Origin of the sequence: Chitinimonas viridis, from assembly GCF_030409555.1 — a bacterium.
In the GTDB taxonomy this organism is placed as follows: domain Bacteria; phylum Pseudomonadota; class Gammaproteobacteria; order Burkholderiales; family Chitinimonadaceae; genus Chitinimonas; species Chitinimonas viridis.
This window is the reverse complement of record NZ_JAUFPU010000004.1, coordinates 477,930-504,344: the sequence shown is the minus strand read 5'-3', so window position 1 is coordinate 504,344 and position 26,415 is coordinate 477,930. Positions and strand designations below refer to the sequence as shown.

At 60.0% G+C, this 26,415-nt stretch carries 20 protein-coding genes, 1 tRNA gene, 3 pseudogenes and 1 other annotated feature; of the genes and pseudogenes, 12 read left to right on the top strand and 12 right to left on the bottom strand.

Annotated elements, in window-relative coordinates; genetic code table 11:
- Positions 1–2: 2 nt before the first annotated feature.
- Positions 3–800: an FTR1 family iron permease gene (locus tag QWZ03_RS06470; RefSeq protein ID WP_290331966.1), complete on the top strand. Its 798-nt coding sequence runs from the start codon at positions 3–5 to the stop codon at positions 798–800.
- Entirely contained in the window at positions 790–2,154 is a 1,365-nt protein-coding gene (locus QWZ03_RS06465; RefSeq protein ID WP_290331965.1) for a 4Fe-4S binding protein, read from the top strand. Before QWZ03_RS06470 ends, QWZ03_RS06465 begins: the two co-directional genes overlap by 11 nt.
- Positions 2,155–2,182: 28 nt before the next feature.
- Here the strand turns inward: QWZ03_RS06465 and QWZ03_RS06460 are convergent, their stop codons facing one another.
- The 9 genes and pseudogenes from QWZ03_RS06460 to QWZ03_RS06420 all read right to left on the bottom strand — a co-directional run bounded on the left by QWZ03_RS06460 (position 2,183) and on the right by QWZ03_RS06420 (position 12,440).
- Positions 2,183–3,568, bottom strand: a complete 1,386-nt coding sequence (locus tag QWZ03_RS06460) for an FAD-binding oxidoreductase (RefSeq protein WP_290331964.1) — start codon at positions 3,566–3,568, stop codon at positions 2,183–2,185.
- A gap of 200 nt (positions 3,569–3,768) precedes the next feature.
- Complete coding sequence (locus tag QWZ03_RS06455) at positions 3,769–5,103, bottom strand: aldehyde dehydrogenase family protein (RefSeq protein WP_290331963.1); 1,335 nt, start codon at positions 5,101–5,103, stop codon at positions 3,769–3,771.
- 12 nt (positions 5,104–5,115) lie between these two features.
- On the bottom strand, positions 5,116–5,430 hold the full coding sequence (locus QWZ03_RS06450) for a DUF2249 domain-containing protein (RefSeq protein WP_308447524.1): 315 nt from the start codon (positions 5,428–5,430) through the stop codon (positions 5,116–5,118).
- A gap of 85 nt (positions 5,431–5,515) precedes the next feature.
- Positions 5,516–6,682: an NAD(P)H-dependent flavin oxidoreductase gene (locus QWZ03_RS06445; protein ID WP_308447529.1), complete on the bottom strand. Its 1,167-nt coding sequence runs from the start codon at positions 6,680–6,682 to the stop codon at positions 5,516–5,518.
- Positions 6,683–6,843: 161 nt separating this feature from the next.
- Entirely contained in the window at positions 6,844–7,521 is a 678-nt protein-coding gene (locus QWZ03_RS06440; RefSeq protein WP_290331960.1) for a Crp/Fnr family transcriptional regulator, read from the bottom strand.
- A gap of 104 nt (positions 7,522–7,625) precedes the next feature.
- A complete protein-coding gene (locus QWZ03_RS06435) occupies positions 7,626–8,378 on the bottom strand; it encodes an anaerobic ribonucleoside-triphosphate reductase activating protein (protein ID WP_290331959.1) in 753 nt (250 codons plus the stop codon).
- A pseudogene (locus QWZ03_RS06430) lies at positions 8,341–10,506 on the bottom strand (ribonucleoside triphosphate reductase). The gene QWZ03_RS06435 and the pseudogene QWZ03_RS06430 overlap by 38 nt, the downstream one beginning before the upstream one ends.
- A gap of 222 nt (positions 10,507–10,728) precedes the next feature.
- A complete protein-coding gene (locus QWZ03_RS06425) occupies positions 10,729–11,925 on the bottom strand; it encodes an NnrS family protein (protein ID WP_290331958.1) in 1,197 nt (398 codons plus the stop codon).
- Positions 11,922–12,440 carry a hemerythrin domain-containing protein gene (locus QWZ03_RS06420; RefSeq protein ID WP_290331957.1) on the bottom strand — a complete coding sequence of 173 codons (519 nt, stop codon included), beginning with the start codon at positions 12,438–12,440 and terminating at the stop codon, positions 11,922–11,924. The genes QWZ03_RS06425 and QWZ03_RS06420 overlap by 4 nt, the downstream gene beginning before the upstream one ends.
- A gap of 117 nt (positions 12,441–12,557) precedes the next feature.
- On the opposite strand from QWZ03_RS06420, the pseudogene QWZ03_RS06415 reads away from it, so the two are divergent.
- A pseudogene (locus tag QWZ03_RS06415) lies at positions 12,558–12,781 on the top strand (IS3 family transposase); the annotation flags it as partial.
- Positions 12,638–12,754: a sequence feature (AL1L pseudoknot), on the top strand. Its footprint overlaps the pseudogene before it by 117 nt.
- Before the next feature lie 20 nt (positions 12,782–12,801).
- Positions 12,802–13,185 (top strand): annotated as a pseudogene (locus QWZ03_RS21060) (DUF7281 domain-containing protein); the annotation flags it as partial.
- Positions 13,186–13,312: 127 nt separating this feature from the next.
- Here the strand turns inward: QWZ03_RS21060 and QWZ03_RS06410 are convergent.
- On the bottom strand, positions 13,313–14,575 hold the full coding sequence (locus QWZ03_RS06410) for a helix-turn-helix domain-containing protein (RefSeq protein WP_290331956.1): 1,263 nt from the start codon (positions 14,573–14,575) through the stop codon (positions 13,313–13,315).
- A 175-nt stretch (positions 14,576–14,750) separates the two neighbouring features.
- Here QWZ03_RS06410 and QWZ03_RS06405 point away from each other — a divergent pair, with 175 nt between their 5' ends.
- The 4 genes from QWZ03_RS06405 to QWZ03_RS06390 all read left to right on the top strand — a co-directional run bounded on the left by QWZ03_RS06405 (position 14,751) and on the right by QWZ03_RS06390 (position 20,594).
- The gene (locus QWZ03_RS06405; protein WP_290331955.1) at positions 14,751–14,972 is read left to right on the top strand and encodes a helix-turn-helix transcriptional regulator; all 222 of its coding nucleotides are present in this window, start codon (positions 14,751–14,753) and stop codon (positions 14,970–14,972) included.
- A gap of 509 nt (positions 14,973–15,481) precedes the next feature.
- On the top strand, positions 15,482–18,097 hold the full coding sequence (locus tag QWZ03_RS06400) for a TnsB C-terminal domain-containing protein (RefSeq protein ID WP_290331954.1): 2,616 nt from the start codon (positions 15,482–15,484) through the stop codon (positions 18,095–18,097).
- A 2-nt stretch (positions 18,098–18,099) separates the two neighbouring features.
- Positions 18,100–19,272 carry an AAA family ATPase gene (locus QWZ03_RS06395; RefSeq protein WP_290331953.1) on the top strand — a complete coding sequence of 391 codons (1,173 nt, stop codon included), beginning with the start codon at positions 18,100–18,102 and terminating at the stop codon, positions 19,270–19,272.
- A 2-nt stretch (positions 19,273–19,274) separates the two neighbouring features.
- Positions 19,275–20,594 carry a TniQ family protein gene (locus tag QWZ03_RS06390; protein ID WP_290331952.1) on the top strand — a complete coding sequence of 440 codons (1,320 nt, stop codon included), beginning with the start codon at positions 19,275–19,277 and terminating at the stop codon, positions 20,592–20,594.
- Between the two features lie 113 nt (positions 20,595–20,707).
- On the opposite strand, the gene QWZ03_RS20975 is transcribed toward QWZ03_RS06390, so the two are convergent.
- Together QWZ03_RS20975 and QWZ03_RS06380 are read right to left on the bottom strand one after the other, a co-directional pair.
- Positions 20,708–21,037 carry a barstar family protein gene (locus QWZ03_RS20975; RefSeq protein ID WP_290331951.1) on the bottom strand — a complete coding sequence of 110 codons (330 nt, stop codon included), beginning with the start codon at positions 21,035–21,037 and terminating at the stop codon, positions 20,708–20,710.
- Positions 21,038–21,458: 421 nt separating this feature from the next.
- Positions 21,459–21,548: transfer RNA gene (locus QWZ03_RS06380), tRNA-Ser, on the bottom strand.
- Between the two features lie 219 nt (positions 21,549–21,767).
- On the opposite strand from QWZ03_RS06380, the gene QWZ03_RS06375 reads away from it, so the two are divergent.
- The 4 genes from QWZ03_RS06375 (at position 21,768) to QWZ03_RS06360 (ending at position 26,338) form a co-directional block, all read left to right on the top strand.
- Positions 21,768–22,457, top strand: a complete 690-nt coding sequence (locus QWZ03_RS06375) for a Bax inhibitor-1/YccA family protein (RefSeq protein WP_290331950.1) — start codon at positions 21,768–21,770, stop codon at positions 22,455–22,457.
- Between the two features lie 190 nt (positions 22,458–22,647).
- Entirely contained in the window at positions 22,648–23,238 is a 591-nt protein-coding gene (locus QWZ03_RS06370) for a malonic semialdehyde reductase (protein WP_290331949.1), read from the top strand.
- Between the two features lie 31 nt (positions 23,239–23,269).
- Complete coding sequence (locus QWZ03_RS06365) at positions 23,270–24,367, top strand: hypothetical protein (protein ID WP_290331948.1); 1,098 nt, start codon at positions 23,270–23,272, stop codon at positions 24,365–24,367.
- A 390-nt stretch (positions 24,368–24,757) separates the two neighbouring features.
- Positions 24,758–26,338 (top strand): ShlB/FhaC/HecB family hemolysin secretion/activation protein, encoded by a 1,581-nt coding sequence (locus QWZ03_RS06360; RefSeq protein WP_290331947.1) that lies wholly within the window; start codon positions 24,758–24,760, stop codon positions 26,336–26,338.
- Positions 26,339–26,415 lie beyond the last annotated feature (77 nt).

Sequence of the window (26,415 nt, the reverse complement as noted above, 5' to 3'; positions counted from 1 at the left end):
CCATGACGCAAGCCCTGTTCATACTCTGGCGTGAATCCGCCGAAGCCCTGCTGGTCATCGGCATACTGCACGCCTGGCTGCGCCAGGGGGTGGATTCCACGCACAAATTGCGCTGGCTTTGGGCCGGCGTTGCTGCCGGCACGCTCATGGCGCTGGCCTTTGCGGCAGCATTGCTGGGTTTGTTCAGCGCCCTGCCAGAAGGCGCCATAGAGCAGATGCAATTGGCCATGATGCTGCTGGCCAGCGGCTTGATCGTGCATATGGTGGGGTGGATGCGGCAGCAGGGCGGGCAGATGAAGCATGCTTTGCAACAGGATGTGGCACAGCGTGCCGGCCCAGGCATTGCCTTGCTGGCGGCATTGGCCATCGCCCGGGAGGGTACCGAGACGGTGGTGTTCCTGTACGGCCTGGGGCTGGGACAACAAAGCGCCGGCCAGCTAGGCCTGACCGCCTTGCTGGCTGTGATGTTGGCCATGCTGACCTACTGGCTGCTGCAACAGGGCGGCCGCTGGCTGCATTGGCGGCATTTCTTCCGCTTGAGCGAAACCTTGTTGCTACTGCTGGGCGGCGCGCTCTTGCTGGCGGCTGCCGAGAAAATGACCATGCTGGGCTGGCTACCTACCTTGGTGGACGAGCTCTGGGACAGCAGTTGGCTACTGGATGACGCCAGCCGTGCCGGCAATCTGCTGGCCAGTTTCACCGGCTACCGGGCGCACCCGGCATTGAGTCCGTTGCTGGCCCTGCTGGGTTATTGGGGTCTGGTATGGGCCTGGCTGGGGCGAGGCAGGCATGCCCGCTGATGCCACCCTGTCTCGCCTGGGTCTCTGGTTGCGCGCCCATCGCCGTTTCATACAGGCGGGCCAGTGGGGCATCGTGCTTGTCTACGCGGTGCTGCTGATCGTGCCGGCCATGCTGCCACTACCAGCGGCCGAGTCGCAGTTGTTCAGCAGCATGGCAGGGATCGCCCAGTTCGTTTTCTGGGGTGTCTGGTGGCCTGGGGTTATTGTCTCCGTCCTGCTGCTGGGTCGCAGCTGGTGTGGCTTGTTCTGCCCCGAGGGCATGCTGACTGAATGGGCCAGTGGCCATGGTCGAGGCCGGCGTATTCCCGCCTGGCTGAAATGGCCGGGCTGGCCGCTGGTCGGCTTTGTCGCCACTACCGTCTATGGCCAGTTGATCAGCGTGTATCAATACCCGCAGCCTGCGCTGCTGATTTTGGGCGGGTCCACCCTTGCCGCCATGCTGGTCGGTTATCTCTATGGCCGCAACAAGCGGGTATGGTGTCGTTATCTGTGCCCTGTCAGCGGCGTGTTCGGCCTGCTGGCGCGATTGGCGCCCTTGCATTACGCGGTAGATAGGCAGGCCTGGGAGTCCAGCACTACACGCAAGACCATTCCCATCAATTGCGCCCCCTTGATCGACATACGCCGCATGGAGGGGGCTAGCCTGTGCCACCAATGCGGCCGCTGCGCCGGCCAGCGTGATGCCGTACAACTGGCCTGTCGGCCATTTAACCGCGAGATATCCCGCTTGCGACCCGATCAGGCGCAGCCCTGGGAGGTGCTACTGCTGCTGTACGGCATGATAGGGGTAGCCATCGGTGCCTTTCAGTGGAGCGCCAGCAGCACCTTTGTCACGGCCAAACAGGCCGTGGCGGGCTGGCTGATTGAGCATGAAGCCGGCCTGTTCCTGCTGGATGACGATGTGCCCTGGTGGCTGCTGACGCATTACCCCAGCCTAAACGACAGTTTTTGCTGGCTGGATGGCGCCATGATAGTTGGCTATATCGCACTGGTCGGCAGCCTGCTGGGGAGCTGGCTCTGGTTCTGGCTGGGTGTGTCAGCCCGGGCGCTGCAACCAGAGTGGCGCAGCAGACGCCTGCAACTGGCCTATTGCCTCACGCCGCTGGCAGGCACGGGCTTAATCCTGGGGCTATCAGCCACCAGCTTGTCACTGCTGCGTGGCATGGGGCTGATGCTGCCATGGAAGGGCGTGGCACAACTGGCATTGCTGGGTCTGGGCTTGCTGTGGAGCATGCGCTTGTTCTGGTTGCAAGCTGCTGGCGCAGGGCAAGTGCGCCGTGGGCAGGCCATGCTGCTGGTTATGCCTGCATGGGCAGCCATCGTGCTGTGCTGGTGGCAGTTCCTGCAATCCTGATAGGTGAGGCAGGGCCTGCCGCCAGGCGCTAGAACAATACGCCGGGATTGAACAGACCAGTCGGGTCCAGCATGGCCTTGACCTGGCGCATCAGTGCCCGTTCCACCGGGTCGTGGTGCGCATCGGCGGCAGCAATACGCAGCCGGCCTATGCCGTGTTCGGCGCTGATATCACCACCATAGTGCGCCACTAGGTCAAATAGCAGGCCATTGGCTTCCGCCTCGATCTGGCCTGTCTCTGCCTCTGGCAGCAGGCCCAGGTTGTAGTGCAGGTTGCCATCGCCCACATGGCCAAACACCACCGGGCGCACCTGTGGCAGCCACTGCTTCAGCAGGCTGGCGGCCTCGGCAATAAAGGCGGGTATCGCGCTGATGGGCAATGCTAGATCGTGCTTGATCGACGGCCCCTGGCGGGTCTGCGCCGCCGGTATATGCTCACGCAGCGCCCAGAGCGCCTTGGCCTGGCTGCCGTCTTGGGCCAATACGGCATTCTCGCCTCCGCTGGCAAGCAGCAGCTCCATCAGGCGCTCGGCCAGTACGCCATCGCTCTCGCTGCCACTCAGCGCAATCAGCACGGAGTAGGGTGGTGGGGCGGCAAACGGCTGTTGCAGGGTTGGGAAATGCCTGGCCATCAGTATCATGGCCTCGCTGTCCATCATCTCAAAGGCCGTCAGCACCTCACCAACGGCCGCTTTGGTCTGATCGAACAGGGCCAGAACCTGCTCGGCATGGTCCAGCGCCACCATGGCGACCGCCTGGCCACGCTCTTGCGGAAATAGCCTGAGCGTTGCCGCCGTCACAAAGCCCAGTGTGCCTTCGGCGCCGATAAACAGCTGTTTCAGATCGTAACCGGCATTCCGCTTACGCAATGGATGCAGACCACGGAAAATCTGTCCGTCCGGCAACACGGCCTCTATGCCGAGTACCAACTCGCGGGTATTGCCATAGCGCTGTACCTGCAAGCCGCCGGCATTGGTGCCGATCAGCCCGCCCAGGCAGGCGCTACCCGACGAGCCCAGCCAGAGCGGGAAGAGCCGCGCTTCGGTCTGGGCTGCATCGCGGATATCGTCCAGCACACAGCCGGCCTCTGCCGTCAGGGTGTAACCGCATGGGTCTATCTGGCGTATCCGTTTCAGACGATCGCACCCCAACAGCAGACTGGTTTCGCTCATGGGTGTGGCGCCACCGACCAAGCTGGTATTCCCACCTTGTGGAACGATGGATACCCCGTGCGCCCGGCATCGGGTGATGATCATGGCGGCTTCTTCGACACTGCTGGGCAAGGCCATGCCCAATGTCTGCCCGCGCAGGCGCTTGCGCGCATCAAGCAGGCGAGGCGCCAACCGGTCCGCATTCAGTATCAGGTTGGCCGGTGGCAGCAGGCTTGCCAGCTCGACCAGCAAGGGATGGTTCATGGCGATATCTCAATAGAATGGTCATGTCAGCGAGGCGCCCCCACGCACCGTGCAAGATGGATTTCCATCGTGGCGGCGAGAGTTGGGGGCGAATAAATCTGGGGCGTGTTTGCTGTTTCAGGTTGCACAGACGTCCGGCGCCAGCGTGTCACTGGCGCCTGCCTCGTCTCTCCCCTGCATGCTGCAAGTCCATAGCAGGCTCACATCCAGCCTACAGGACGGGTAAATGTCAGCAGACCATCGCGACCCAGCGTACTGCCGTAGCCCGATGCCTCGCTGCCGCTAAATGGTAGCTCAAACCGGCTGCTGGGACGGCGGTTGAAGCAAACCATGCCAGCCTTAAGCTGGCCTGCCAGATATTGTGCGCGAGGCGCATCGGCACTCCAGATGCTGGCCGCCAGTTGCTGTCGTGCGGCATTGGCCAGCTGCACCGCTACGGCAGCCGATTCCACTACGCTGATCGCGGCAACCGGGCCAAACAGCTCCTCGTCAAACGCCGGCATGCCGGGCCTGGTATCGGCAAGCACGGTGGCAGGATAATAATAACCACGCCCACTCGCTGCCTGCCCGCCTAACAGGCAGCAAGCGCCGTTTGCCAGGCTGGCATCGACCTGCAGGCCCAGCTTGTGGCGTAAGTCAGCACGCGCCAAGGGGGCCAGTGCGGCGCCGCAGCGATACGACGCCATGGCCTCGACCAGGGCGGACGTAAAGGCTGCAGCCACGGCTTGCTGGACGATGAAGCGCTTGGCTGCCGTGCAGGCTTGCCCGGCATTCACACAGCGGCTTTCGGCTGCGGCGCAGGCTGCGGCGTCTATATCGGCATCATCCAGCACGATAAAGGCATTGTTGCCGCCCAGCTCCAGCACGGCGGGCTTGAGATGGTGGCCCGCCAGGGCGCCAAGCTGCCGCCCGGTGTTTTCGCTTCCGGTACACACCAGCATGGCCACGGCTGGGCTGGCCAGTGCCGCATGGGTACCCAGTTCATCCACCCACAGACATTGCATCAGGCCGACCGGTAGCACGTCACGGCATAGTGTCTCAACCAGCGCGCTGGTCTGTGCGACATTGCAGGCCGGCTTGATCAGCACAGCATTGCCAGCAGCCAGGGCAGCGGCCAACGGGCGCAGCATCTGCCACACCGGGTAGTTCCAGGGTGTCACTGCCAGTACCACACCCAGTGGTCTGCGCAGTATCTGGCCGGTGTCGTTGTGCTCGTTTGCCAGCCACACTGCTGCCTGTTGTGCCATAAAGCGGCACCACTTGGCAGCGCGCAGGACTTCATCCTCGGCCTCCAGCAGACCTTTGCCCATCTCCCGGCTGATACTGCACGCCAGCGAGGGCCGGGCGCGTTCCAATGCCTCAGCCAAGGCCAGCAATCGCTCACTGCGCTGTGTGGCGTCGGTATGCATCCAGCGCTGGCTGGCTGCCGTGGCGAGCGCAAGTGCGTCCTGCAACTGGCCCATGGACCAATGCGGGCGCTCGCCAAAAATCTCGCCAGTGCGCGGGTCGCACGAGACAAAGTGGTGTGCTGTCATGGGCACATTCCACTACGACCCACTGCAGCCGCAACCGCCACCATTACTGCCACAGCCACCTTCCGAGCGTTGCTGCTCGGCCGGATGAACCGAAAAGTCGATGACGACATGAGCTGCATCGTGATCGACATAATGCACACGTACCTGATCCCGGTAGCGTTGGCCTATTTGCTGTAGCAAGGGCAGGGGATCGTGGTCGTTGACGAAGCGCATGGTCTCGCCTTCGCGCAAGGCTTCCAGTGCACCAAAGATGGCGGCGTGGCGGAAGCGCTTGGCGACGCCACGTGCGTCGAATAGAAAAGTCTGCTCGCAGACGATGCCGGACATGATGGTCTCCATCGAGTGGTTGGGATGCGCTGATGGTAATGAGCGGCGCTGGCCGCCGCCTTGAGCAAGGACAAGCAAACCGTATTCAGGCCGGCTGGCCGATGGCAGCCGGATAGCGCCCATGCAGCAGGTAGTCGATCAACTCGCTGACCGGCCGGATGGCCTGCCCAAAGGGCAGCTTGCTGGCTCCCCGGAAAAACAGGCCCTTGTCGACCTCGCCACGCACCGCAGCCGCCAGCTTGAGGTCGATGCAGAACTGGCCTATGCGGCTGATGCCGTCACGCAAGCCACATTGGCTCAGGCAATCCATGCGCTGGGTACAGCGACGTGCATCGGCGCGGGCGCTGGCCTGCAGGCTGGCTTCGCGGCGCAGATACTGCTTGAGCCAGGGTGTGGCCACGGCCCTGGCGGGCAGGCCGGCAACGCTGACAAATTCAACCAGCTCAGCTGGATCGGCATCCGCCAGTGTCTGCTTGAAGTTCAGATGGGCATCGCCTTCCTCGCTCACGGCAAAGGCCGTGCCCAGCTGTACCGCATCGGCACCACTCGACAGCCAGCGCCGTACCTTCTCGTGGCTATCCACGCCACCTGCCACAATCAGCCTGGGGGCATCCTTGCCCAGTGCCAGGGATTGAAACAGGGCATGGCATTCAGCCAGCACCCGCTCGAAATCAAAGCGCTCGTCGCGCAGCTCGGCCAGCTTTGCCGCACCCAGGTGGCCACCGGCGTATCCAGGGTGTTCTATCACCACCGCATCAGCCCGCCGGCCTTTCTTCAGCCATTTTTTCAGCACGATACCCACGCCACGGGCGTCCGACAGGATGGGGATCAAGGCTACCTTGGGATAGTCGGCAGTCATTTCGGGTAGGTCCAGCGGCAAGCCGGCGCCCATCACGATTGCATCGGCGCCGCTTTCACAAGCCTGCCTGACCAAAGCCGGATGCTCGCGTACAGCCTTCATGACATTGACTGCAATGGCGCCCTTGCCTTGGGCCAGCCTGCGTGCCGCTTGTATCTCCCTGTCCAGTGCAGTCAGGTTGGCCTGATCAATAAGCGCGTGATCGCGGCAGCGATGCGTAGCCGCCAAGAGATCGGGATGGTGATGACGTAGATCCACGCTGGCTATGGTGCCCAGCGCATTCTGCGCCGCCACGGCACCAGCCAGCCGATGAGCTGAGATGCCCACGCCCATGCCGCCTTGCACTATGGGTAGCAGTTCGCGGCCTGCCAGCTTGAATGAGTTGAACCACATCATTGATTGCCCCGGTTGAGTAGTGGCGCCAGCCTAAGCTGCGCGCGCACCTGCCGCCTTGAGCTTGATCAAGTGGATAGGGTGGTGTAATCGAATAAATCGTTACCAATCAATCGCTTGCTTTTTAATGTGGCGCAATAATGGCCCGCTTGGGCGGACCATCAACGCCCGTAGAGCTGCGCTTCCATCCCCGGCACATCCAGGATATGCACATCCCGCCCATCGACGGCGATATAGCCCTTGCTGTTGAGTTGGTGCAGCAGGCGTGACAGGGTCTCGGGGGTGAGCCCCAGCTTGGAGGCAATCACATTCTTGTTGAATGGGAACTGCACATGCTCTGCCTCGCGCGGCTGCTTGAGCAAGTAGCTGATGACCCGCTGCGAGGCGTTCTGCAGGTTGACGGTTTCTATATCCTGCACCAGCGCATGCAGGCGTAGCGACAGGCCGGCCAGCATGCGCCGGGCAAAGGAGGGGTCTCGGTCTATGGCAGCATAGATGTCCTGCTTGTCTATCCACAGCAGCAGCGTGTCCTCCAGCGCCTGCGCCTGCACCATATAGGGCTTGTCCAGAAACATGACCGCCTCGCCAAAGGCTTGGCCAGGGCTGAAGAATTCAATGACCTTCTCCTGACCATTGGCTGACGGTATGGCCAGCTTGATCCCGCCCACGGCAACCACATACAGCCCGCTGGCTGCATCGCCGCGATGAAACACGAAGCCATGCTTGGCGACCCGTACTTCCTGGCTGGCCTGGGCCATCAGCACCAGTTGGGTCTTGTCCAGGCTACGAAACAGGGGCAGATGCGCCAGCAGGGCTTCGATGTCGAGTTTGATGGCCATGATGTACCTGTTCAAGCCGGTGAGAATGCCCTCATGCTAAGCCCGCCGGGTATCCGTCGGAATCCGCCAGAAGAGCTAGTCTGATTGGGCAGGGTCGCCACCCGTCAGCGGTATTCGAAGCAGCGGAACCAGCTCTGCAGTTGCTGCCTGGCAGCCGTACTCAGCCAGGCAGTCGGCGCAATATCGGGTTTGACGCGGTAGTTCTGCACGGCATACTGCACCACGCCACGCGCTGCCAGATCCTGCGCCAGGGCCAGCAGCTCGGCCTCACTCAGCCAAGCCGGGCTCCAGGTGGTGCGGCACTCGAAGGGGACGCCCGACTCCAGCATCAACTCAAGGCTGGCGGCCGCCGGCGCGTGGCTGCGCTCACGCCCGGTCAGCGCATCATGGCCCTTGGCGTGGGTCTTGATATCCAGCCCCACCCAGTTCAGATCAGGCAGTATTTCCGCCAGCCGGTTCGGGTAAATACCTGCCGTATGCAACGCCACCTTGAAACCCATGGTTCTGACTGCCGCGATCATCTGCGGCAGCATACGTTCCGATAGCGGCTCGCCCCCCGAAAACACCACGGCATCCAGCAAGCCGCGGCGGGTTTCCAGCCAGCTGCAGAGTGCCGGCCAGTGATATTGGGCACGACGGCTCTGCAGGTGCGGGTTATGGCAATAGCCACATCGCCAGGGACAGCCGCCGATAAATACCACGGCACTGAGATGCCCCGGCCAATCCACACTGGAGAAGGGCACCAGCCCCGCCACGGCGGGCTCCTCCGGGCCGACCAGAGCCGGCCCGGGAGCCACCTGATGAAACAGGCCGATGGCCCTATCCAGGCTGTTGTTCGGTGAAGAAGCGGCGTTCATGGAACTCCCCTTGCTTGCCGGTATTGAACGAGCTGACTGGACGGTGATAGCCCATTACACGGGTCCAGACTTCGCAGCGGGTACGCTGTTGTTCGTCCAGGGTGGTTTGAGTACGTTCTGCGACTGCGTTGTTCATGTGTTCTCCTTGGGTGATGGATCAGGTACAACAGGCTTCTGTGCGTGCCAGCAGGGCTGCATCGCACTTGGGGCAAAACTCATGATGGCCGCTGAGGTAGCCATGCTTGGGGCAGATGGAAAAGGTTGGGGTGATCGTCACATAGGGCAGGCGGAACTGCCCCAGAGATCGCTGCACCAGGCGCTTGCAAGCCTCTGCGCTCGATACCGCCTCGTTCATGTAGAGATGCAGGACCGTGCCGCCGGTGTAGCGGCTTTGCAGGGCCTCCTGCATGGCCAGTGCGGTAAACGGATCGTCGGTATAGCCGACCGGAAGTTGGCTTGAGTTGGTGTAGTACGGCTGCTCCGCCGTACCCGCCTGCAGTATCTGCGGCCAGCGCTTCCTATCCTCTCGTGCAAAGCGGTAGGTGGTGCCCTCGGCCGGCGTGGCCTCCAGGTTGTACAGATGGCCCGTTTCTTCCTGAAACTCTGTCATGCGGCTGCGTACATGGTCCAGCAATTGCAGCGCCATGCCATGGCCCTGCGGCGAAGTGATGTCGTAAGCATCCCGGCTGAAGTTACGGATCATCTCATTGATGCCATTCACCCCCAGTGTGCTGAAATGATTGCGCAGGGTGCCCAGATAACGCTTGGTGTAGGGATACAGACCCTGGTCTATATAGCGCTGCACCACCTTGCGCTTTACCTCCAGCACATCGCGGCCCAGTTCCAGTAGCCTGTCCAGCGCCAGCAGCAGGCCACGTTCGTCGCCAGCATGCAGATAACCCAATCGAGCGCAGTTGACGGTGACCACGCCGACCGATCCCGTCTGCTCGGCCGAGCCGAACAGGCCGTTGCCGCGCTTCAATAGCTCCCGCAGATCCAGCTGCAGGCGGCAGCACATGGATCGCACCATGTGCGGCTCCAGATCCGAGTTCAGGAAGTTCTGGAAGTAGGGCAGGCCGTACTTGGCCGTCATCTCGAACAACAAGGCGGTATTGGGGTGATCCCAATCGAAATCCGGAGTGATGTTGTAGGTGGGTATGGGGAAGGTAAACGCACGTCCCTTGGCATCCCCGGCCATCATCACCTCGATGTAGGCCCGATTGATCATGTCCATTTCAGCCTGCAGATCGCCGTAGCTGAACGGCATTTCCTCACCGCCTACATACGGTATCTGCTCGCGCAGGTCGGCCGGGCAGGTCCAGTCGAAAGTCAGGTTGGTAAATGGTGTCTGGGTGCCCCAGCGACTCGGTACATTGAGGTTGTAGACCAGCTCCTGCATGGCCTGTTTCACCTCGCAGTAGCGCATAGCGTCGCGGCGGATAAAGGGCGCCATATAGGTATCGAAACTGGAGAAGGCCTGCGCCCCCGCCCATTCGTTTTGCAGCGTACCCAGAAAATTGACAATCTGGCCTATGGCGGCCGACATATGCTTGGGGGGTGTGGCCTCTACCTTGCCGGGTACACCATTGAAACCCTCGGTAAGCAGCTGCCGCAAAGACCAGCCTGCGCAGTAGCCGCTCAGCATATCGAGATCGTGTATGTGCAAATCCCCTTCGCGGTGGGCGCGGCCCGCCTCGGGGCTATAGACATGGTTAAGCCAGTAGTTGGCCGTCACCTTGCCGGCAACATTGAGTATCAGCCCACCCAGGCTATAGCCCTGGTTGGCATTGGCATTGACCCGCCAGTCGCGCTGATCCAGATACTCCTCCATGGCGCTTTCAACATCCACCAGGGTATGTTGCAAGGAGCGCAGGCGGGCATGCTGTTCGCGGTAGACTATATAGGCACGGGCAGTGCGCCAGCAGCCAGACGCCACCAGCGCCTCTTCTACCGTATTCTGTATGGTCTCGATGGAAGGGCAGGGCTGCCCAGCCAGATTCTGACAGACATGCCGGCAAAGCAGATCTGCCACCGACTTGTCGAACTCGCCGGTTGCCTGCCCCGCCGCCGCAATGGCAGCGGCAATCTTGCGCTCATCGAACTCAACAAGCCGGCCATCACGCTTCATTACCTGCAGGATCGACATAAACACTCCATCTAGTAGTCATGCAGCCAGTTTGGCACTAGATATTGTGTTTTTGCAGGGTGTTGCCGGGCTTATTTGAAACACTTGACCAGGATCAAGACCCCGGCTCGTCAGCCAAAAAAACCGGCCCCATAGGGCCGGCAACGAGTAGCGCCGTGGACGCAGCGCAACTACGGAACAATCCTTTGAACAGGCTCTTAGCGCTCAGCCTGGCTTGCCGTCAGCCCTGGCGCGCCAGTAGATCGGCAATACCCGACAAGCCCATGCCAGCATCAGCAATAGCCAGCTTGCCGAGGCCAGGTGCAACCAGGCCGAAGGCCAGGCAAGCACCGCCACCAGCACCCTCAGCAAAGCCACTGCATGCAGACCCAGGTAGATGGCCCAATAGAGATTGTCTGCCTGCAACTGCTGGCCGCCATGACCCAGGCTGACACGCGTGACAAACCCCACCAGCATGGTGCAGCAAAAGCCCATGCCGAGCGCATGGGCGGGGGCCGCCCCCACAGGCACGCCTAAGGCGGCCAGGCCCTGTAACAGCAAGGCCGGCGCCAGCCAGGCAAACGAAAGGTGCAGCATGGCCAGCAGGCGATTGCCCAGGCTTGCCCACAAACCCCAGCGCCAACTGGTATAGGCCAGGCTGGCCGACAGGCACAGGGCCAGTGCAGCCTCAAGCAGTGGCCAGCCCAACAGGCCGGCCGGCACCAGCGCCAGGCACAGCAGCAGCCACCCATCCAATAGGTAATTGGGGCGCCACGGCGTACGCTCAGGCAGCACCGACTGGGTGAAGAAGGGAATCATCCGGTGCGAAACAATCAAGAATACCGGCAGCAGAAAGCCCCAGAGACTCAGCTGCCGGCACCACCACCACAATACCCCCTCGCCTGAGCGCACCCACAGCAATGCCAGCATCAAGGCCATTGCCCCGGCTGCCATGGCCCAAAACAACCGTACCGCATGGCGCTTGTCCTGTGCGGTGCTCTTGTTGATGCATTGCAACCAGCGCAAGGTGGCAATGCTCCAGCTCAGTTGCATCAACAGCAAGCCAACGGCGGGCCAGCTCCCGCCTCGGGCGAAGCCCAGCAGCGCCAATAGCAGGCCAAGCAGATAAGCCATCGCAACAGGCGCATGGCCGCCCACCGGCTCGACATTCAGCCAGCGCGGCCCGGCCGTAAAGATAAAACCCAGCATGAATAACGGAAAAATACCCAAGGGCATCAGCAGTGCATGCACCAGCATGGCAGGGTAGCCCCCATTGCCAGGCACGAGCAGGCGCAGCATCCACCAGGCGGCCAGGCCCAGCATGGCCAGCACGCCAGCGCTGAAATAGAGCCGATGCGGCACCTGCAACAGACGGCGCCAGGACGACGGCTGTGGCGAGACAGTAAATACAGTCAGGCTCATGCCGCATACTCCCGGCGTGCCCGCATCCGTTCACCCATTTGCGCCAGCACCTGGGCGCTTAACTGGTGCGCGGCAGGGTAAATCTCGTCTTCTTCTCTCTGCGCATGCGCAGGGTAGCGCTGCGCAAAAGCATCCAGCTCTACCGGCCGAACCGGCAGACCTTGCTGGGCAACAGTCTCCAGCCAGGGGCGCACCGCACGCCATAATGCAGCCAGTTCATCATGTTCTGCCTCCAGCTTGGCCATGGCGGTGTTCAGCCCGGCATCGTCCAGTTGCCGTAGGGCAGGGAACAAGTCCTCCTCTTCATCGGCATGGTGCAACGGCGCAGCTATGTCGAAGTAGCGCAGGATATTGCTGGCGGCACTGGCCGCCTCGCTATCCTGCCCCTTTTGCTGCAAATGCTGATCCAGCCGCAGGCTGAGCGCTGCAAACCGCCGCACCTTGTCGTGGCAGGCAATCAGCAAAGCAATGGGGTCGTCAAACCCAGGCGCGGCGCTGTTTCCGAGATTTAGCATGGCAAGCCTGCTGGTGAGATGGAATGCTTGCATTGTGGCAGTCATCACGAAGGAGCGAGCTGATAGCGATCAAGGAAACGGCAGATTGCCAAACAGCCCGCCAGGGCAGGGTACCCAGCCGAGCTACGGCTGCTCAAGGAGTCGGAACGCGAAGTAAAGGAGTTGTGCCGTGCCTACGAGATTCTTAAGCTGGCCAGCGCGTTTTTTGTTTAGGTGGGGCTCGACTGCTGACTCAAATCCTTAGGAACTTTGTCGACGTACACCGGGAGACCTTTGGGGTCGAGCCGATCTGCAAGGTCTTGCAGGTCGCACGGTCGGGCTATCGTCGTCACGCAGCCCGTCTATCCAAGAAAAGCCATTGATGGTGTGTGGAGGTTCCCTGCTCCTTCCTCTGGGCGCCAATCTGGAATGGGGATATCAGCAGGCTATCGATAACCTTCAGCATGACGAAGTGGTTCTCGTTGAGAATTGGGAGACCTTTGAGCGCATCGATGACCTTCAGGTTGATATCAGTCGTGTCTCCAGTAACCCGCTGATCATGTGGCGCGGCGGTTCCTCAAATTCAACGACTAGTGCTGCTCATCGCTTTCTTGAAGGTTATGGTCGTCCTGTTTGGTCCGCGCCCGATTACGATTCCGCCGGACTGGCGATCGCCGCGAGATTGCCCAACTTGTCCGGGGTGTTGGCGCCAAGTGATGAGATCCTGAGAGCGTTGCTAGGGAAGTTCAGGTTGCATGACCGCTTCAGTAGCCAATTGGCAAGCTCCGTTACAACCATCGAGTGCTCACCAACCCTGATATCCAACGGCTTTGGTAGCTTGTTCTGGGTAGCAAAAATGCGCTCCCCCAGGAAGCGCTGTGCAGGAGCAACGATTAGCGACGTACTCCAGAAAAGTTTGGCCTGTAGCCAGCCAGAAGCTTTGCTTCAAACGCTTGGACACTACGCAAGGTGTACTGAAGCTGCTCCTCATTTACCGAACGAAGCAATGCCTCAAAGGTGCTGTGGCCCGATCTCTTTAGCCAGAGTGAAACTGCGGCCGGCGTAATACCAAGCTCCTTGGCAATCTCGGATTGGGTATAGCCTAGTGACTCAAGTTCACTCGCAGTCCGAATGCGGTCGCGCGTACGTCTAGACTTCTTTCGCGGTTGGCACTGCACCATATCGGCATACGTCAGCCATAATCTCAACCGTTGAAGCTTCCAACGCCAGACCCGCGGGCGGTACTCGAAAGGATCAATGGTTTGACGCAGGCGGATGTATAAATGCTGGCTTTTCAAGTTGCTGAAATCTCCACCAACCCAGTCCTGTAGAAGGACACTTCGCCGGATTTGCGCTTTGATTGCCCGAGCGGTTCTTTCCTCGTCTGGTAGCACGGTGGACCACAGCAGGCGCGATATGTACGCGCATACATTCTCGTTGCTGATAGGTACAAATTTCGGGATATCGCGCTGATAGTAGTTGTAATGCTCACCAACTTGGCGGGCAAATCGGAAGCGGGCGGCTTTCTCGGAAGCGGTGCCGTCGGTAACAACAGCCTGACTATGCGCGGGGCAGACGCCAGTTCCAGGAAATGCCCATCGTGGGCAAAACCGGCACAGCGTCATTCGGGCAAGTCCCAAGAACGATAAACCCAGCCATGCAAGAGCGGCTACCGTATCACCATCTACCGGCGCTGCGGGAGCTGCTTTATCAAATAGGTACGCATACGCCGACTTGGCCAAGTCGGGTGGTGCCATGCCAGGCAGAGGAACGAAACAACTGCCGTGTACGTCGTTTCTTTCATGCTGCGACAGGAATTGCTTCGCTGACATGCCTAAGTTTCGGCGGCTTTCCGGGAGGCTGAGCAGCGCCCTGCCAAGTACCTCAACTTCGGTTGAAAAATCGGAACTCCCAAGACGGTGTGGAAGGTGGCAGACCTGCCTAGGGTCATACGTTGCAGCTTTATCGAGCCGTTTTTTCGCGCTATTGGCGTGCGTCGACGACCACATGAGGTGGTAGAGCCCTGTGATGACCACTTTGCCGGCTTCTAGGGAAAGCAGGTCTTTGGTGAGCCATGGCCGCCTTGCCACCACCATGGCCTTCGCTTCCCGCAGCAGGGGAGCATCTTGCAGGGGTGACTTAAGAGGTTCTGGCACGACTCAGGCGGTAATTTTTCTACAAATGGGGTGGTCTGTATAAGGCCATGTTAAGCGTATTGCATTGAAAATAAGAGAGAAAATTATCTCTAGTTTAACAATATATGTTTTTAGTTGGCATTGAGTTGCCAACGGCGCGCCGTCAAACTGCACTGACCTGCAACAACTTGGGCTCATGATGCAATCACACACACACCTGACGGCGCGGCAACTGGCCGAGCTGCTCAACGTTTCGAAGCGAACCCTCGAAACGCTGATTGCCGATGGCCAGGCACCGGCCCACTACCTGATAGGGAGAACAAGACGTTGGGACCCGGTCGTAGTTCAGGCTTGGGTTGCCGAGCGTACTGCTGCAAGAACCGAAAAGCTATTGGGTGCCGACATAGGCGGGAAATAATGAAGATAGGTGGGCAGGTGAGCCGGCTATCAAGCGGTAAGACCAGCCGGATTCAATGTTAAAGGCAACACTGATCACGGGAGGTGAGGCGCAGACACACTAGGCAATTTTTGATCATCCAATATGCAAAACGCGTGACGCTGAAAAGACGAAAGCCCAAGAGTTAGCGGCTCATGGGCTTTCTGGTACGACGCATTGGTGACTGACCTTTGCTCACTTCCAGTTTCGTCTCCCCAGCATGCTATGTCAACTCCGGCCGGCAGTTTTTTGTCGTCGGTGTGGCATCGTTCGTCCCGCGATTTCTCAAACCAGCGTCGGCTACCCATCCAAGGTATGCCGGCGAAGCAGGAGATCGTCCATGAAAAACGATACCCCCTCAGTCGATGCCAGCAGCGTGCTGCGTCGGCGTACTATCCAGTGGCGGTTGCCGATACCGCAACATACCGCGCCCAGCGTGCCAGCGTGGCGGCCCAGTCGCCGCCCGCGTCCTTCGCAAAGAGGATGCCGCCATGCTGAATGAACAGGAACTGGCAGCCTTTCTGGAGCGCCACCAGCTGTCCTTGGAAGCGCGCGCAATCGTCATGCGTATTCGAGGCAGCGAGCCGAGTCGGCGAGTAAGGCCAGGGAGGGGCAGCATGACCTGCCGATATCCCTCGCGGAAAATGGGCCGCATCATCCAGGCCGAGAGTCATACGAACGAGCTAGCAGCCATCTACACCTGGGAGTACGACGCGGCTGTCCACGAGTTCTACGATCAGCCCGAACCACTGAAGCTGGCCTACCACAACGGCGTCCGCTCAGTCGCATATGCGCATACGCCCGACTTTTTTCTGGTCTCTGACGCCTTCGTCGGTTGGGTTGAATGTAAAACCGATGAAGAGCTTGCAAAGCTGCACATAGAGAAGCCAGAGCGCTACGCGAAGCGCGACGGCAAGTGGATCAGCCCGCCCGGCGAGGCGTTCGCCTCACAGTTCGGTCTGGGTTACATGATTTGTCCGTCGGGTTGCTTCGACTGGAATTTGCTTCGGAATCTCGATTTCTTGGCCGACTACATGCGGGCGGATTGTCCGCCGCCAAGTGATGATGAGCGCAGTATCGTCCAGCGACTGTTTGAAAGCTCTGCTTGGATGCCCTTGCATGAATTGATCGCGGCGGATGCTGGTTTGACCGCGGACGCGGTCTACAAGGTGATCGTCGCAGGCGAGGTTTACGTCGATCTGTCGGCTCGGCCGCTGATGGACGAATTTGCCCGGGTCTATCGCGATCAATTGGCGGCCACTTTTGCGGAGAGCGATGGCAATCAAGCGAAGCTGACTGTGCCATGCACATCGCCTTTTACTCTTGAGGCCGGCGAACCCTTGTCTTGGGAGGGTACTGCCTACACGGTGGCCGTGGTGGCGGGAGCGCAGGTGACGCTGGTATCTGCAAGCGGCAAGCCCGTGCGCCTCGACGTGGAAAGCATCGAACAGCTTGCCCACGATGGGAAGCTTGTTGGAGCCGCTCTCACGAACAACGTTGCCGCCCACATACGGGAAAACATCGTACGGCGCGCATGTGTTCGCGCCACTGCTGAAGCCCACATTTGGATCCGGCAGTTCAACGAATATCGTCGTGGTGTGGCGGTATCACGTTGTGCCCGCACAATGCGCAGCTACGCGGCGAAGTTCCGCCAGGCGGAGGTGGCAGTTGGTGTTGGCGCGCTGGGCCTGATCCCGGACTTCATGTCGCGAGGCAACCGCACGCCGCGATTCCCTGAGCAGGTTTTTGAAGTCATCGCCGACGTTGAGCGCGAAGAGCGCGATCGGGGTACGCGCAGAACCAAGGTAGATATTTACGGCGATATCCGGGGGCGATGCCTTGCCAAAGGGTTACCGGTCCCTAGTGCAAAGACGGTCGCCGTATGGCGCAAGCATCACGTAGGTGTCCATGAGGATGCGCTTCGGTTTGACGGACACCGTATGGCGTACGACTCTAAGCCTTGGGTGTGGACTGAGCAGCGTGGGTTCTTGCCTCATGGTGCCTACCCATTTGACGTTGCACATATCGACCACACGCCGTTGGATCTCCAGCTGGTCGACGAGACATTGGGCACCGTCATTGGGCGCGTGTGGCTGACAGCATTGATTGACGGCTATTCACGCAAGGTGCTTGCCTATTACCTCAGCTTCGACTCGCCTAGCGCCGTAAGCTGCATGATGGTCATACGGGAGTGTGTGCGCCGTCACGGCAGGTTGCCCTCGAAAATCATCACGGATGGCGGCAAGGAGTTTTCGGGGAGCTATTTCGAGATCCTGCTGGCCTTTTTCGAGATGCAGAAGAAGACGCGCCCGCCTGCTGAAGGGCATTTTGGCTCAGTGATGGAGCGTCTGTTCGGTGCGACCAATAAAGGTTTGATCCATGTCTTGCAGGGCAACACGCTTATCCTGCAGTGCGTGCGCAAGTGCAGTCGTACGCACGATCCGCGGCGGCTCGCTATCTGGACGCTCGATGCGATCGAACGCACGCTGGATGATTGGTTCGAGAACGTTTATCACATCTCACCGCATGGCGGCTTGCAGGCGACGCCGAATGAGGTGTTCGACGCCGGCGTTGCGGAGTTCGGTGCTCGCGAGCATGTTCGCATCCCCTATGACGCCGCATTCATTCTCAGTTGCCTGCCGGCGCCAAAGTCCCGGCCACAACGCAACGTGTATCCCGGCAAGGGAGTGAAGCACTACGGCGAGTACTACTGGTGCGAGGCATTCCGCGCGCCGAGGCATGAGAACACCGAGGTCGCCGTCCGGTATGACCCGCTGAACATGGCGGTGCTCTATGCCTATGTCGATGGCGAGTGGCAGCAGTGTAGAGCTCATGATGCGCCGCTCTATGCCTATCGTACTGAACGCGAAGTGCGACTTGCTTCCGCGGCTTTGCGTGGGCTCATGCTGAAGGACGGGAAGCACCGGGAAATCCGTGCTGACCAACGGGCGGCATTCTTCCGCAACCTGTACGACGACGAACGGCGGCTCCGCGAAGAACGCGATGCGAATCTGGCGCACGAGCTCGAATCTGAGATGCCCGTTGCCGACCTTTCCGCACTGCCTCCCGCACCCCGCGAAACCTACCATCAATGCGAAGACTTCTAATCATGGCGTACACCCACACCCAAGTTCCCGCCTCTGTGATGGCGGGCACTCCCAGCCAAAAACTCACCTACTTCCTCGACAAGACAATCCTGCACGCACGCCTGGATATGGCGCTGCAGGATACGCTCGACGCCATTCTCAGCGAAACGGGACCGGACATTGTCATCGTCACCGGCCCGACGGGTGTCGGCAAAACCACGCTCGCTGCGCGACTGGAACGCGAGGTGGCAAATCACTTCGAGCCGAATCGCCGATACTCGCCGGGCATGATTCCCGTCGTGCGACTGTCGGCGGTGACGACGGGGTCGCAAGGGTTCGACTGGCGCGACTTCTATATCCGCTTGCTATGCCGGCTGGACCAGACGAATCCACAGCTGAAGCTCGACTTTGGCGGCGATCCTGGCCGCCTCAGCGAAGCGCCGTTCCATATGGCAAAGAACCGCCTGACGACCGGCGGCTATGAGCGCACTATCGAAGTCGCACTGCAGCATCGTAGTGCCCACGTGCTCATCATTGACGAGGCAAACCAAATAGTCGTCGGCTGCAACCCCAAGGAGCTACGCCGGCGGTTTGAGGTCATCAAGTCGCTCGCGATCGAGACGGGGGTGACGATCATCCTGGTCGGTACCTACGACCTGCTGGAGATTCGCGACCAGTCGGCGCAACTGGTACGCCGCTCGCGGATCATCCATCTGCCGCGCTATCGGCTGGATGATGCAGACGATTGCACCGCGTTCGGCAGTGCGTTGCAGACCTTCGGCGCGCATATGCCATTCGCGCAGGTTCCGGATCTGACGGAGCAGTTCGAATATTTCTACCTCAAATCGGCCGGCTGCGTTGGCATCCTCAAGGTGTGGTTGGATGCCGTGGTCGAGGCGGCACTAAACGCTGGTCAAGACCAGCTCTCGATCGAGGACATGGAGCACTACGCCATGGAGAACCGCTGCCTGCAGACCATCATTGAGGAGGCACTGGTCGGTGAGCGCAAGCTAGCCGCAGTATCGCTCGATGCCTTGAAGAACCTGGTTCTGGCGCACAAGGCTGGCCTCGGGCAGGCCGGCAAGTCTGATATCGGTCGACACTTTTGCAAACCCCGCCAGAAGCGGCGTGTCGGCGAACGCAGCGCGCGTCGCGATCCGGTAGGCCGGAAAGATGCTGCCTCGGGCGAGGGCTAGTCGTGAGCGGCGCCAGTGGTGATTTACCAACCAGGTTGTTTTCGCTGGCGCCCATTGCTGTGGGTACGGCCGCAGGTGAAAGCCTGCTGTCTTACTTGGTGCGCTTGGCGCGAGCGCATTCGATGAGTCCGCGCCAGTTGATCCGCACCGAGATTTTGCCGCTGGCAGATCTCGGCGGCGGGCCTGCATGCGGCAGGTTCTACGCCGACCAGGCGCGGACGATGGCAGGCGTGGGCAAATATGCCTGCGCCTTTGTTCATGCCCTGCAGGCTTTAACAGGGCGCGATGGTCTAGCGCATTTGACCATGCTGCCGTGGGCGGGCGTCGTACCTGCAGTTGGTTTCGGGCTGGTGGCAGAGCGAGCGCAATGGTGCCCAGAATGCCTGGTGTCGCAGCGGCAGGCACGTGAGGACAGCCATTTCCTGCTGGCCTGGTCACTGGACTGTTACCAAGCATGCCCTCGGCACAGAAGGCGGCTGGCGAGCGCATGTCCGTGGTGCGGACGTGCCCAGCATGCGGTACCGGACTACCCTGACCAGCATCGCTGCACGCAATGCCGCGGCTACCTCGGCAGCGAGCTTGTCCACCAAGGCGCAGACGAGGTGCCAACGGAGCGGCAATTGCTACGCGCAATGCTGATCGAGAACATGCTGGACTATGCCACCGATGCCGAGACATGGGCGACACATGCAAACTTGTGCCGTCGGCTTTCCGCGCTTGCCGATGCCTGGACGGAAGGCGGGAAACGAGCGTTGTCGCTGAGGCTGGGTTTCACGAAGACCAGCGTGAGCACCTGGGTGGCGAAGAAGCAGCGCCCGGTGTTTCCGCAGCTGCTGCAGTTGTGTGACGCCACCGGCCTGAGCGTTCGCGAGTTGCTGGGCGAATGCGGTGGCAAGCAGCCGCCGATCATGCCGGTTCTCGCGAGTGTGGCTATCAAGCGCCGGGAAGCAGCGTCGGCCATCGCGCAGCACAATACTGAGGCTGAACTAGGTCTGCTCATGGCTGGCACCGACTCGCCTCCTTCCGCAGCGGCTGCTGCTGCGAAGGTCGGCGTTACCGTTTCCCAACTGCGTTATCGGCATCGTGCCACCATGGCCAAGTTAAGCGAGAAGCATCGGGCTCATCGGCATGCACAATCGAATCGCCGGTGGTCGGAGCGTGTTCGGACGGTCCAAGTGGTTGCGCTGGGGATAGCAGCTGACGGTCAGCGGCCAAGTATTCGCCGTGTGACGGAGCGGCTACGCCACCTTCGGCTGTCGCTGCAGAACCCTCGGTTGCGGGCCGCATATAGGCGTGTACGTAGCGAAATTGCCGACCAGTGATCTTCGATAGGTGAGAGGGCTGCCGGATTTGGCAGTCGTTTGTCGAGGATGTACGCTCCAGTGTCGGTGATCTAGCCTTCAAGGCCCCAAGCCATCATGATGCCCTCCTTAGCTCAGCTGCACGAGCTTGGATAGATTGAGTGCCAGTCACCGGCAGAAAGATAATCAACCTTTGGGGCTAATGATGGAAATTGCGCAGCCATTTCGTCCAAGCACTCGCGCATCAACTTAGCCTCATCTGGCATTCGCGTCTCAAAGGCGGCCCATCCGACTAGGCGCAAGGCCTCAGGCATCTCTACTAATCCAGTTATTGCATCCCACAAGGCATCCCAGTTGCAGCCGTACCAACCTGGGAAATCCAAGGACTCCATGAGCAACTGGTGCAGCTCGTTGGCGGTGGCGACTGAGTGAAGGTCAATTTCGATGAGCGTAGCGCGAGTCATGTTTAGCGATGATTTAGTCACGAGGTGACGGAACTTGGGTGCGGCTTTCGGACGGGCTGCTGAGTTATTAGTGGAATGGCAACTTTATGCTTCCCATATGCTTCCACTTCGCACGAAAAGCGGCAACTTTATGGTTCCACACGCGAAAAGCGGGAACCATAAAGTTGCCGTTATGCGAAAAACGAAGCATAAAGTTGCCAGTTCAATGGCATACACCCGCAAGGGCGATGCTCAGGGGGAGAGTCGCTGAAACCATTGAGTGGCCTAGCTTACAAGCTGACGTGGGCCGGAAGGGAAGAGCGACTGGAGTGCCATTTCTTACGGGACTTGTAAGAAAATACGGCAAAGTGGAAGCATATACTTACCGCAGCGGCAACTTTATGGTTCCCGTCACAAACTAGATCAAGGGCTTGCGAAATTCTGGCGGAAGCGGTGAGATTCGAACTCACGGTAGGCTCACACCTACGGCGGTTTTCAAGACCGCTGCCTTAAACCACTCGGCCACGCTTCCTTTGCTTTGCTGTTGGATTCGACTGTTGCCTGCCAAGCTTATCGGCAGCGCGGGTAAGGCCGCTGAGGGCGGGCCTGCAATCTTTGTACAAAGCGGGCGCAGATGCTACCGCAAGCGGGGGATTTTGGCTACAGTAGCGTTTGCGTGACTTGAAACTTTGCTGCTGCGGCGCAATCTGAGTCACATCTTGGTTTCAATCCCGTTTGAGGAGTCAGCATCATGCAATCGCAATGGCAAACGACAGCCGGTGGTCTGGGGCAGGGCGTAGACAGCGCCGCCCAGAACAAGGTACTGCGCAATACTTATTCCTTACTGGCCTTGTCCATGATTCCGACTGCGCTGGGCGCTTGGTTGGGCATGGAGATGCAGTTCATGTTGCGCGGCTGGATGGGCTTGATACTGTTTCTGGGCGTGAGCTTTGGCGCCTTCTTCGCTATCGAAAAGACCAAGCACAGCGCCATGGGCGTAGTGCTGCTGCTGGCCTACACCGGCTTCATGGGCCTGTGGATGTCGCAGTACCTGCAGTTTGCCATGCAGTTCAGCAATGGCGCCCAGTTGATCGCCATGGCGGCGGGTGGCACGGGGGTGATCTTCTTCTCGTTGGCCACACTGGCGACCGTGACCAAGCGTGATTTCTCGTTCATGGGCAAGTTCCTGTTCGTGGGCCTGATACTGGCGATAGTGGCTTCGCTGGCCAATATCTATTTCCAGCTGCCGGCGCTGTCGCTGGCGATTTCGGCTGCGGTGATCCTGATCTTCTCGGCTTATATTCTGTTTGATGTGAGCCGCATCGTGAACGGTGGCGAGACCAACTACATCACGGCCACGCTGTCGCTGTACCTGAATGTGTACAACATCTTTGTGAACTTGCTCAGCTTGCTGACTGCACTGGGTGGTGAGCGCGACTAAGTCGTGCTGGCGAGGCCCTGCTGAGGCGGGGCTTGGCTTGTCCGCATCCCTGATGCGTAGCAGTGCAAACAAGAACGCCCTGGCTTAGCCGGGGCGTTTGTTTTTGTGTCGGGCCAGGGCTGGAACTGGCATTCCACCTGCCGGACGGCTATGCTAGGCCCGGTCTGTATCACTTTTTGAATTGCCCTACATGAAAGCCACGCTCGACCCTCAAGCTCTCGACCAACTGTTCCGAGAAGCGCGTACCTACAATGCTTTTGCCGAGCGCGAAGTTGACGATGCGACGCTGATGGCGTTGTATGACTTGCTCAAGTGGGGGGCGACCAGCGCCAATGCATCGCCGGCCCGCTTTGTCTTTGTGAAGTCTGCCGAGGCTAAACAGAAGCTGCGGCCTGCTTTGTCCGAAGGCAATCTGGAAAAGACGCTGAAGGCGCCAGTCTGTGTGATTGTGGGGCACGATCTGGCCTTCTACGAACAATTGCCCAAGCTGTTCCCGCATACCGATGCCCGTAGCTGGTTTGCCGGCAATGATGCGGTCATCCAGACCACGGCCTTTCGCAACGGCACATTGCAGGGCGCTTATTTGATGCTGGCGGCGCGGGCGCTGGGGTTGGATTGCGGCCCTATGTCTGGCTTTGATAATGCCAAGGTGGATGAGGCGTTCTTTGCGGGTACCACGGTAAAGTCCAATTTCCTTATCAATCTGGGTTATGGCGTGCCGGAAGGCTTGTTTCCGCGCAACCCACGCCTGGCCTTTGAGGAAGCCTGCCGCATTGCATAACCGCCTGCCAGCCTAGGGACGCCGCGTCGAGATGGCCGAGAACAAGAAACCGCAGTGGGATATCTGGAAAGAGCTGGAAGAGCTACGCCAGCGCTATAAGGAACTGGCGCCCATGTTTGCACGGGTAGGCGTGGCGCCGGAGTTTGCCCAGATGGTGAACAACCTGCGGCTGGACTTGCAGCGGCGGCCACCATCGCCCCCCCTGAATACCGGCGAGCGCGACAAGGATGCGCAAGCGCAAGAGGAGTACAAGCGGGCGTTTGCGTCTCACTATGAAGAGGTGTTCTTCAAGGTAGAGAACTGCCTGCGCATGCCTTGGCCGATTGAGGCGCAGTACCTTGTGCCGGGTATTTTGGAGGAAGTGGAGAATCAGCGCCGCACCCTGGCCAAGAATCCGCTGGTATCCCCGCCGCTGGAGAAGCTGGATACCTTGGTCGAGGAGTACGCCAACCTTGACAAGATGGATGATAGGCTTGATCGGAATGCAATCGGCGTACGGCGGGCGCAGTTGACGGAAGTGTTGGGTTTTCCGTTGATCGTGCGCCGCCAACTGGCCCACCCGGAGTGGGAGCTGCTGCCGCCGCTGGCCAGTGATGCGTATCGGCAACTGCTCAATAGCAAGATTGAGAACTACCGCGCGGCGGGCTGGTTGCAATCCAAGCTGTTCGACAAGTGGTATATCGCGCTGGAGTTCGATGCCATTTGGGCGCGGCTCAAGCGTGATGCCAACGACCGCGAGCGCATCATCAGCCAGCTCAAGCTCAACTGGCCCAAGCTGGGGAACTGGGCGCCGGATTTTCCCCATGCAGATCTGGTGTGGTATCTGCTGCTGGTCCTGCTTTGCATCATTGCCCTGTTTGCCGAGTGGTGGTGGGCGGCGGGCGGCTTGCTGATCTGGCTGCAGCTCTCGGTCATCATCGAGAAGCACCACGCACAGCTGGTAATCAAACGGCGGCAGGCTTTGCTGCTGGAGTGCGGGCGCTTCAAGCGCATCCGCGACCAGATATCGTCGGGCAAGTTTGATCCGAGCACGGTGCTCAGGCAGCTCAAGCAGTTCAATTTCCGCCACTATGTCTCGGAGCAAGGCATGCAGTTGCTGCAGTCCATGTCCATGGTGGGCGGTTTCTAGCAGGCCAGGCCACTATAGCTATCACTTGCCTGTTTGTGGCCGTGGCTGCGATACGGCGGAGGGTGCCTGATACCCTTCATGCCGACATGCGGCCGGTATTTGATAGGCTGTGATTTTCTCAGCGCCTCCTATGATGAGGTAGTGGCGGGGTGACGGTAGTACCGTTGCGGGCTTCCTGTTGGTATGAGGGGGATGACAGGTGGCGAGGGCACAATCCAGCAACTGTGCAGTAATGCCAGCATACTTGCCGTAATAATTACTCGTGAACCGATTACCGGCCGCGATAGTGTTGCAGCTATCCGCCGGGTAGGCCGCCAGCGCTGAATCGCGCTGGCGCTTGCGGTTCATGCCGTCTAAAGTAAGACCGCATCAATCTTGCCCGGGGTCAGAATGAAATCGCACTTAGCCGCTTTACTGCTGGCATGCACTACGGTAGCCGCCGCAGAAGAAACGCTCAGGTTCTCGATCAACCAGTACAAGGTGGAGGGGAATACCGTGCTGCCGGATGCGCGTATCCAGGCCACTCTGGCGCCCTTTGCCGGGCAGGGGCGCGATTTTGCCGATGTGCAACGCGCACTGGAGGCGCTGGAGACCTTGTACCGCAAGGCCGGGTATGGGGCCTTGCAGGTTTATCTGCCAGAACAGGAAATGAACCAGGGCACCATTGTGTTCAAGGTGGTCGAGCCCAAGCTGGGCAAGGTTCGTATCGAGGGCAATCAGTACTACGGCGAGGGCAATATCCGCCGGGCGCTGCCAGCACTGCGCGAGGGCGACGTACCCAATACCGGTTCAGTGACCGATAGCTTGCGTCTTGCCAACGAGAGCCCCGCCCGCCGCCTTACCGTAACCCTGCAGGCGGGGGAGACGCCGCAAACGGTGGATGCCAGCGTCAAGGTGGCCGATGAGCGGCCATGGCGGGTGTTTGCCCAGGCGGACAACACCGGCTCCAAGGAGACCGGGGAGGCGCGGTTGTCGCTGGGCTACCAGCACTCCAATCTGTTCGATCTCGATCATGTCCTGACCACGCAGTTCACCACCTCGCCCAGCGAGGCGGACAAGGTCAAGATATTCGGCATAGGCTACCGCGTGCCGTTCTATGGCTGGGGCGATAGCCTGAGCCTGTTTGGTGGTTATTCCAATGTGGAATCGGCGGCCTTGGCCGGGTTGTTCAATGTCACCGGTAAGGGCACCGTGTTTGGCGCCCGCTATACCCAGGGCCTGCCGGCCGAAGGGGCGTTGCAGCACAAGCTGCAGTGGGGCCTGGATTGGCGCCGCTTCAATACCCGCTCTACCTTCGGTGGCGGTAATACCGTGGGTTCCAACCGCTATACGGTGCAACCGGTTAGCCTTGCCTATCAGGGGCAATGGCAAAATGCCAAGTCCAGCTATGACTGGAGCGCTGGCCTGTCACGCAACTTGCCGGGTGGCGATGAATTGGGCCAGACAGGTGCCGGACTATCCAAGTCGGGCCGGCTGACGGCTACCACCGAATACACGATTGCGCGCCTGGGCGGGAATGCCTATATCAGCCTGCCTGCCGAATGGACGGCCCATGTGGGCATGAATGCACAGCTGACGCCCGATGCGCTTGCGCCAGGCGAGCAGTTTGGCCTGGGCGGTGCCAATAGCGTGCGTGGCTATGACGAGCGGGAATTCGCCAATGATGAGGGGGTGAACCTGACCCTGGAGGCCTATACACCGGATTTTGCCAAGCGCTGGGGCTGGGAAAGCATGACCTTGCGTGGCCTGGTGTTTTTGGACTGGGGGCGGATTACCCGGAATGACGTGGCGCTGGGCGAGATCGACAGCACCGAGCTGGCGGGGGCGGGTATAGGCTTACGGTTGGGCTGGGGGAAGCGTGCATCAATCAAGCTGGATATCGCGCAGACCCTGAAGGAAGGGCAGCAGGATGGACAGCCTAAAAAGAAGGGCGATACCAAGGCCCATGTCTCGGCGATTGTTTCATATTGAGCCGGCACGTTTGCGTGTCGCAGTAACTGGATAAATATGGCGGTTAAACCGCCTCCGCGTCGAGCGGAAGGAGTCAC

Excerpts from the sequence above, each read along its gene's own strand:
- QWZ03_RS06460 (WP_290331964.1), bottom strand. The coding sequence starts at position 3,568 with ATGAACCATCCCTTGCTGGTCGAGCTGGCAAGCCTGCTGCCACCGGCC.
- QWZ03_RS06360 (WP_290331947.1), top strand. The coding sequence starts at position 24,758 with ATGAAATCGCACTTAGCCGCTTTACTGCTGGCATGCACTACGGTAGCC.
- QWZ03_RS06375 (WP_290331950.1), top strand. The coding sequence starts at position 21,768 with ATGCAATCGCAATGGCAAACGACAGCCGGTGGTCTGGGGCAGGGCGTA.
- QWZ03_RS06370 (WP_290331949.1), top strand. The coding sequence starts at position 22,648 with ATGAAAGCCACGCTCGACCCTCAAGCTCTCGACCAACTGTTCCGAGAA.
- QWZ03_RS06395 (WP_290331953.1), top strand. The coding sequence starts at position 18,100 with ATGGCGTACACCCACACCCAAGTTCCCGCCTCTGTGATGGCGGGCACT.
- QWZ03_RS06405 (WP_290331955.1), top strand. The coding sequence starts at position 14,751 with ATGATGCAATCACACACACACCTGACGGCGCGGCAACTGGCCGAGCTG.
- QWZ03_RS06440 (WP_290331960.1), bottom strand. The coding sequence starts at position 7,521 with ATGGCCATCAAACTCGACATCGAAGCCCTGCTGGCGCATCTGCCCCTG.
- QWZ03_RS06455 (WP_290331963.1), bottom strand. The coding sequence starts at position 5,103 with ATGACAGCACACCACTTTGTCTCGTGCGACCCGCGCACTGGCGAGATT.
- QWZ03_RS06450 (WP_308447524.1), bottom strand. The coding sequence starts at position 5,430 with ATGTCCGGCATCGTCTGCGAGCAGACTTTTCTATTCGACGCACGTGGC.
- QWZ03_RS06400 (WP_290331954.1), top strand. The coding sequence starts at position 15,482 with ATGCTGAATGAACAGGAACTGGCAGCCTTTCTGGAGCGCCACCAGCTG.
- QWZ03_RS06425 (WP_290331958.1), bottom strand. The coding sequence starts at position 11,925 with ATGAGCCTGACTGTATTTACTGTCTCGCCACAGCCGTCGTCCTGGCGC.
- QWZ03_RS06435 (WP_290331959.1), bottom strand. The coding sequence starts at position 8,378 with ATGAACGCCGCTTCTTCACCGAACAACAGCCTGGATAGGGCCATCGGC.
- QWZ03_RS06470 (WP_290331966.1), top strand. The coding sequence starts at position 3 with ATGACGCAAGCCCTGTTCATACTCTGGCGTGAATCCGCCGAAGCCCTG.
- QWZ03_RS06465 (WP_290331965.1), top strand. The coding sequence starts at position 790 with ATGCCCGCTGATGCCACCCTGTCTCGCCTGGGTCTCTGGTTGCGCGCC.
- QWZ03_RS06365 (WP_290331948.1), top strand. The coding sequence starts at position 23,270 with ATGGCCGAGAACAAGAAACCGCAGTGGGATATCTGGAAAGAGCTGGAA.
- QWZ03_RS06445 (WP_308447529.1), bottom strand. The coding sequence starts at position 6,682 with ATGTGGTTCAACTCATTCAAGCTGGCAGGCCGCGAACTGCTACCCATA.
- QWZ03_RS20975 (WP_290331951.1), bottom strand. The coding sequence starts at position 21,037 with ATGACTCGCGCTACGCTCATCGAAATTGACCTTCACTCAGTCGCCACC.
- QWZ03_RS06420 (WP_290331957.1), bottom strand. The coding sequence starts at position 12,440 with ATGCTAAATCTCGGAAACAGCGCCGCGCCTGGGTTTGACGACCCCATT.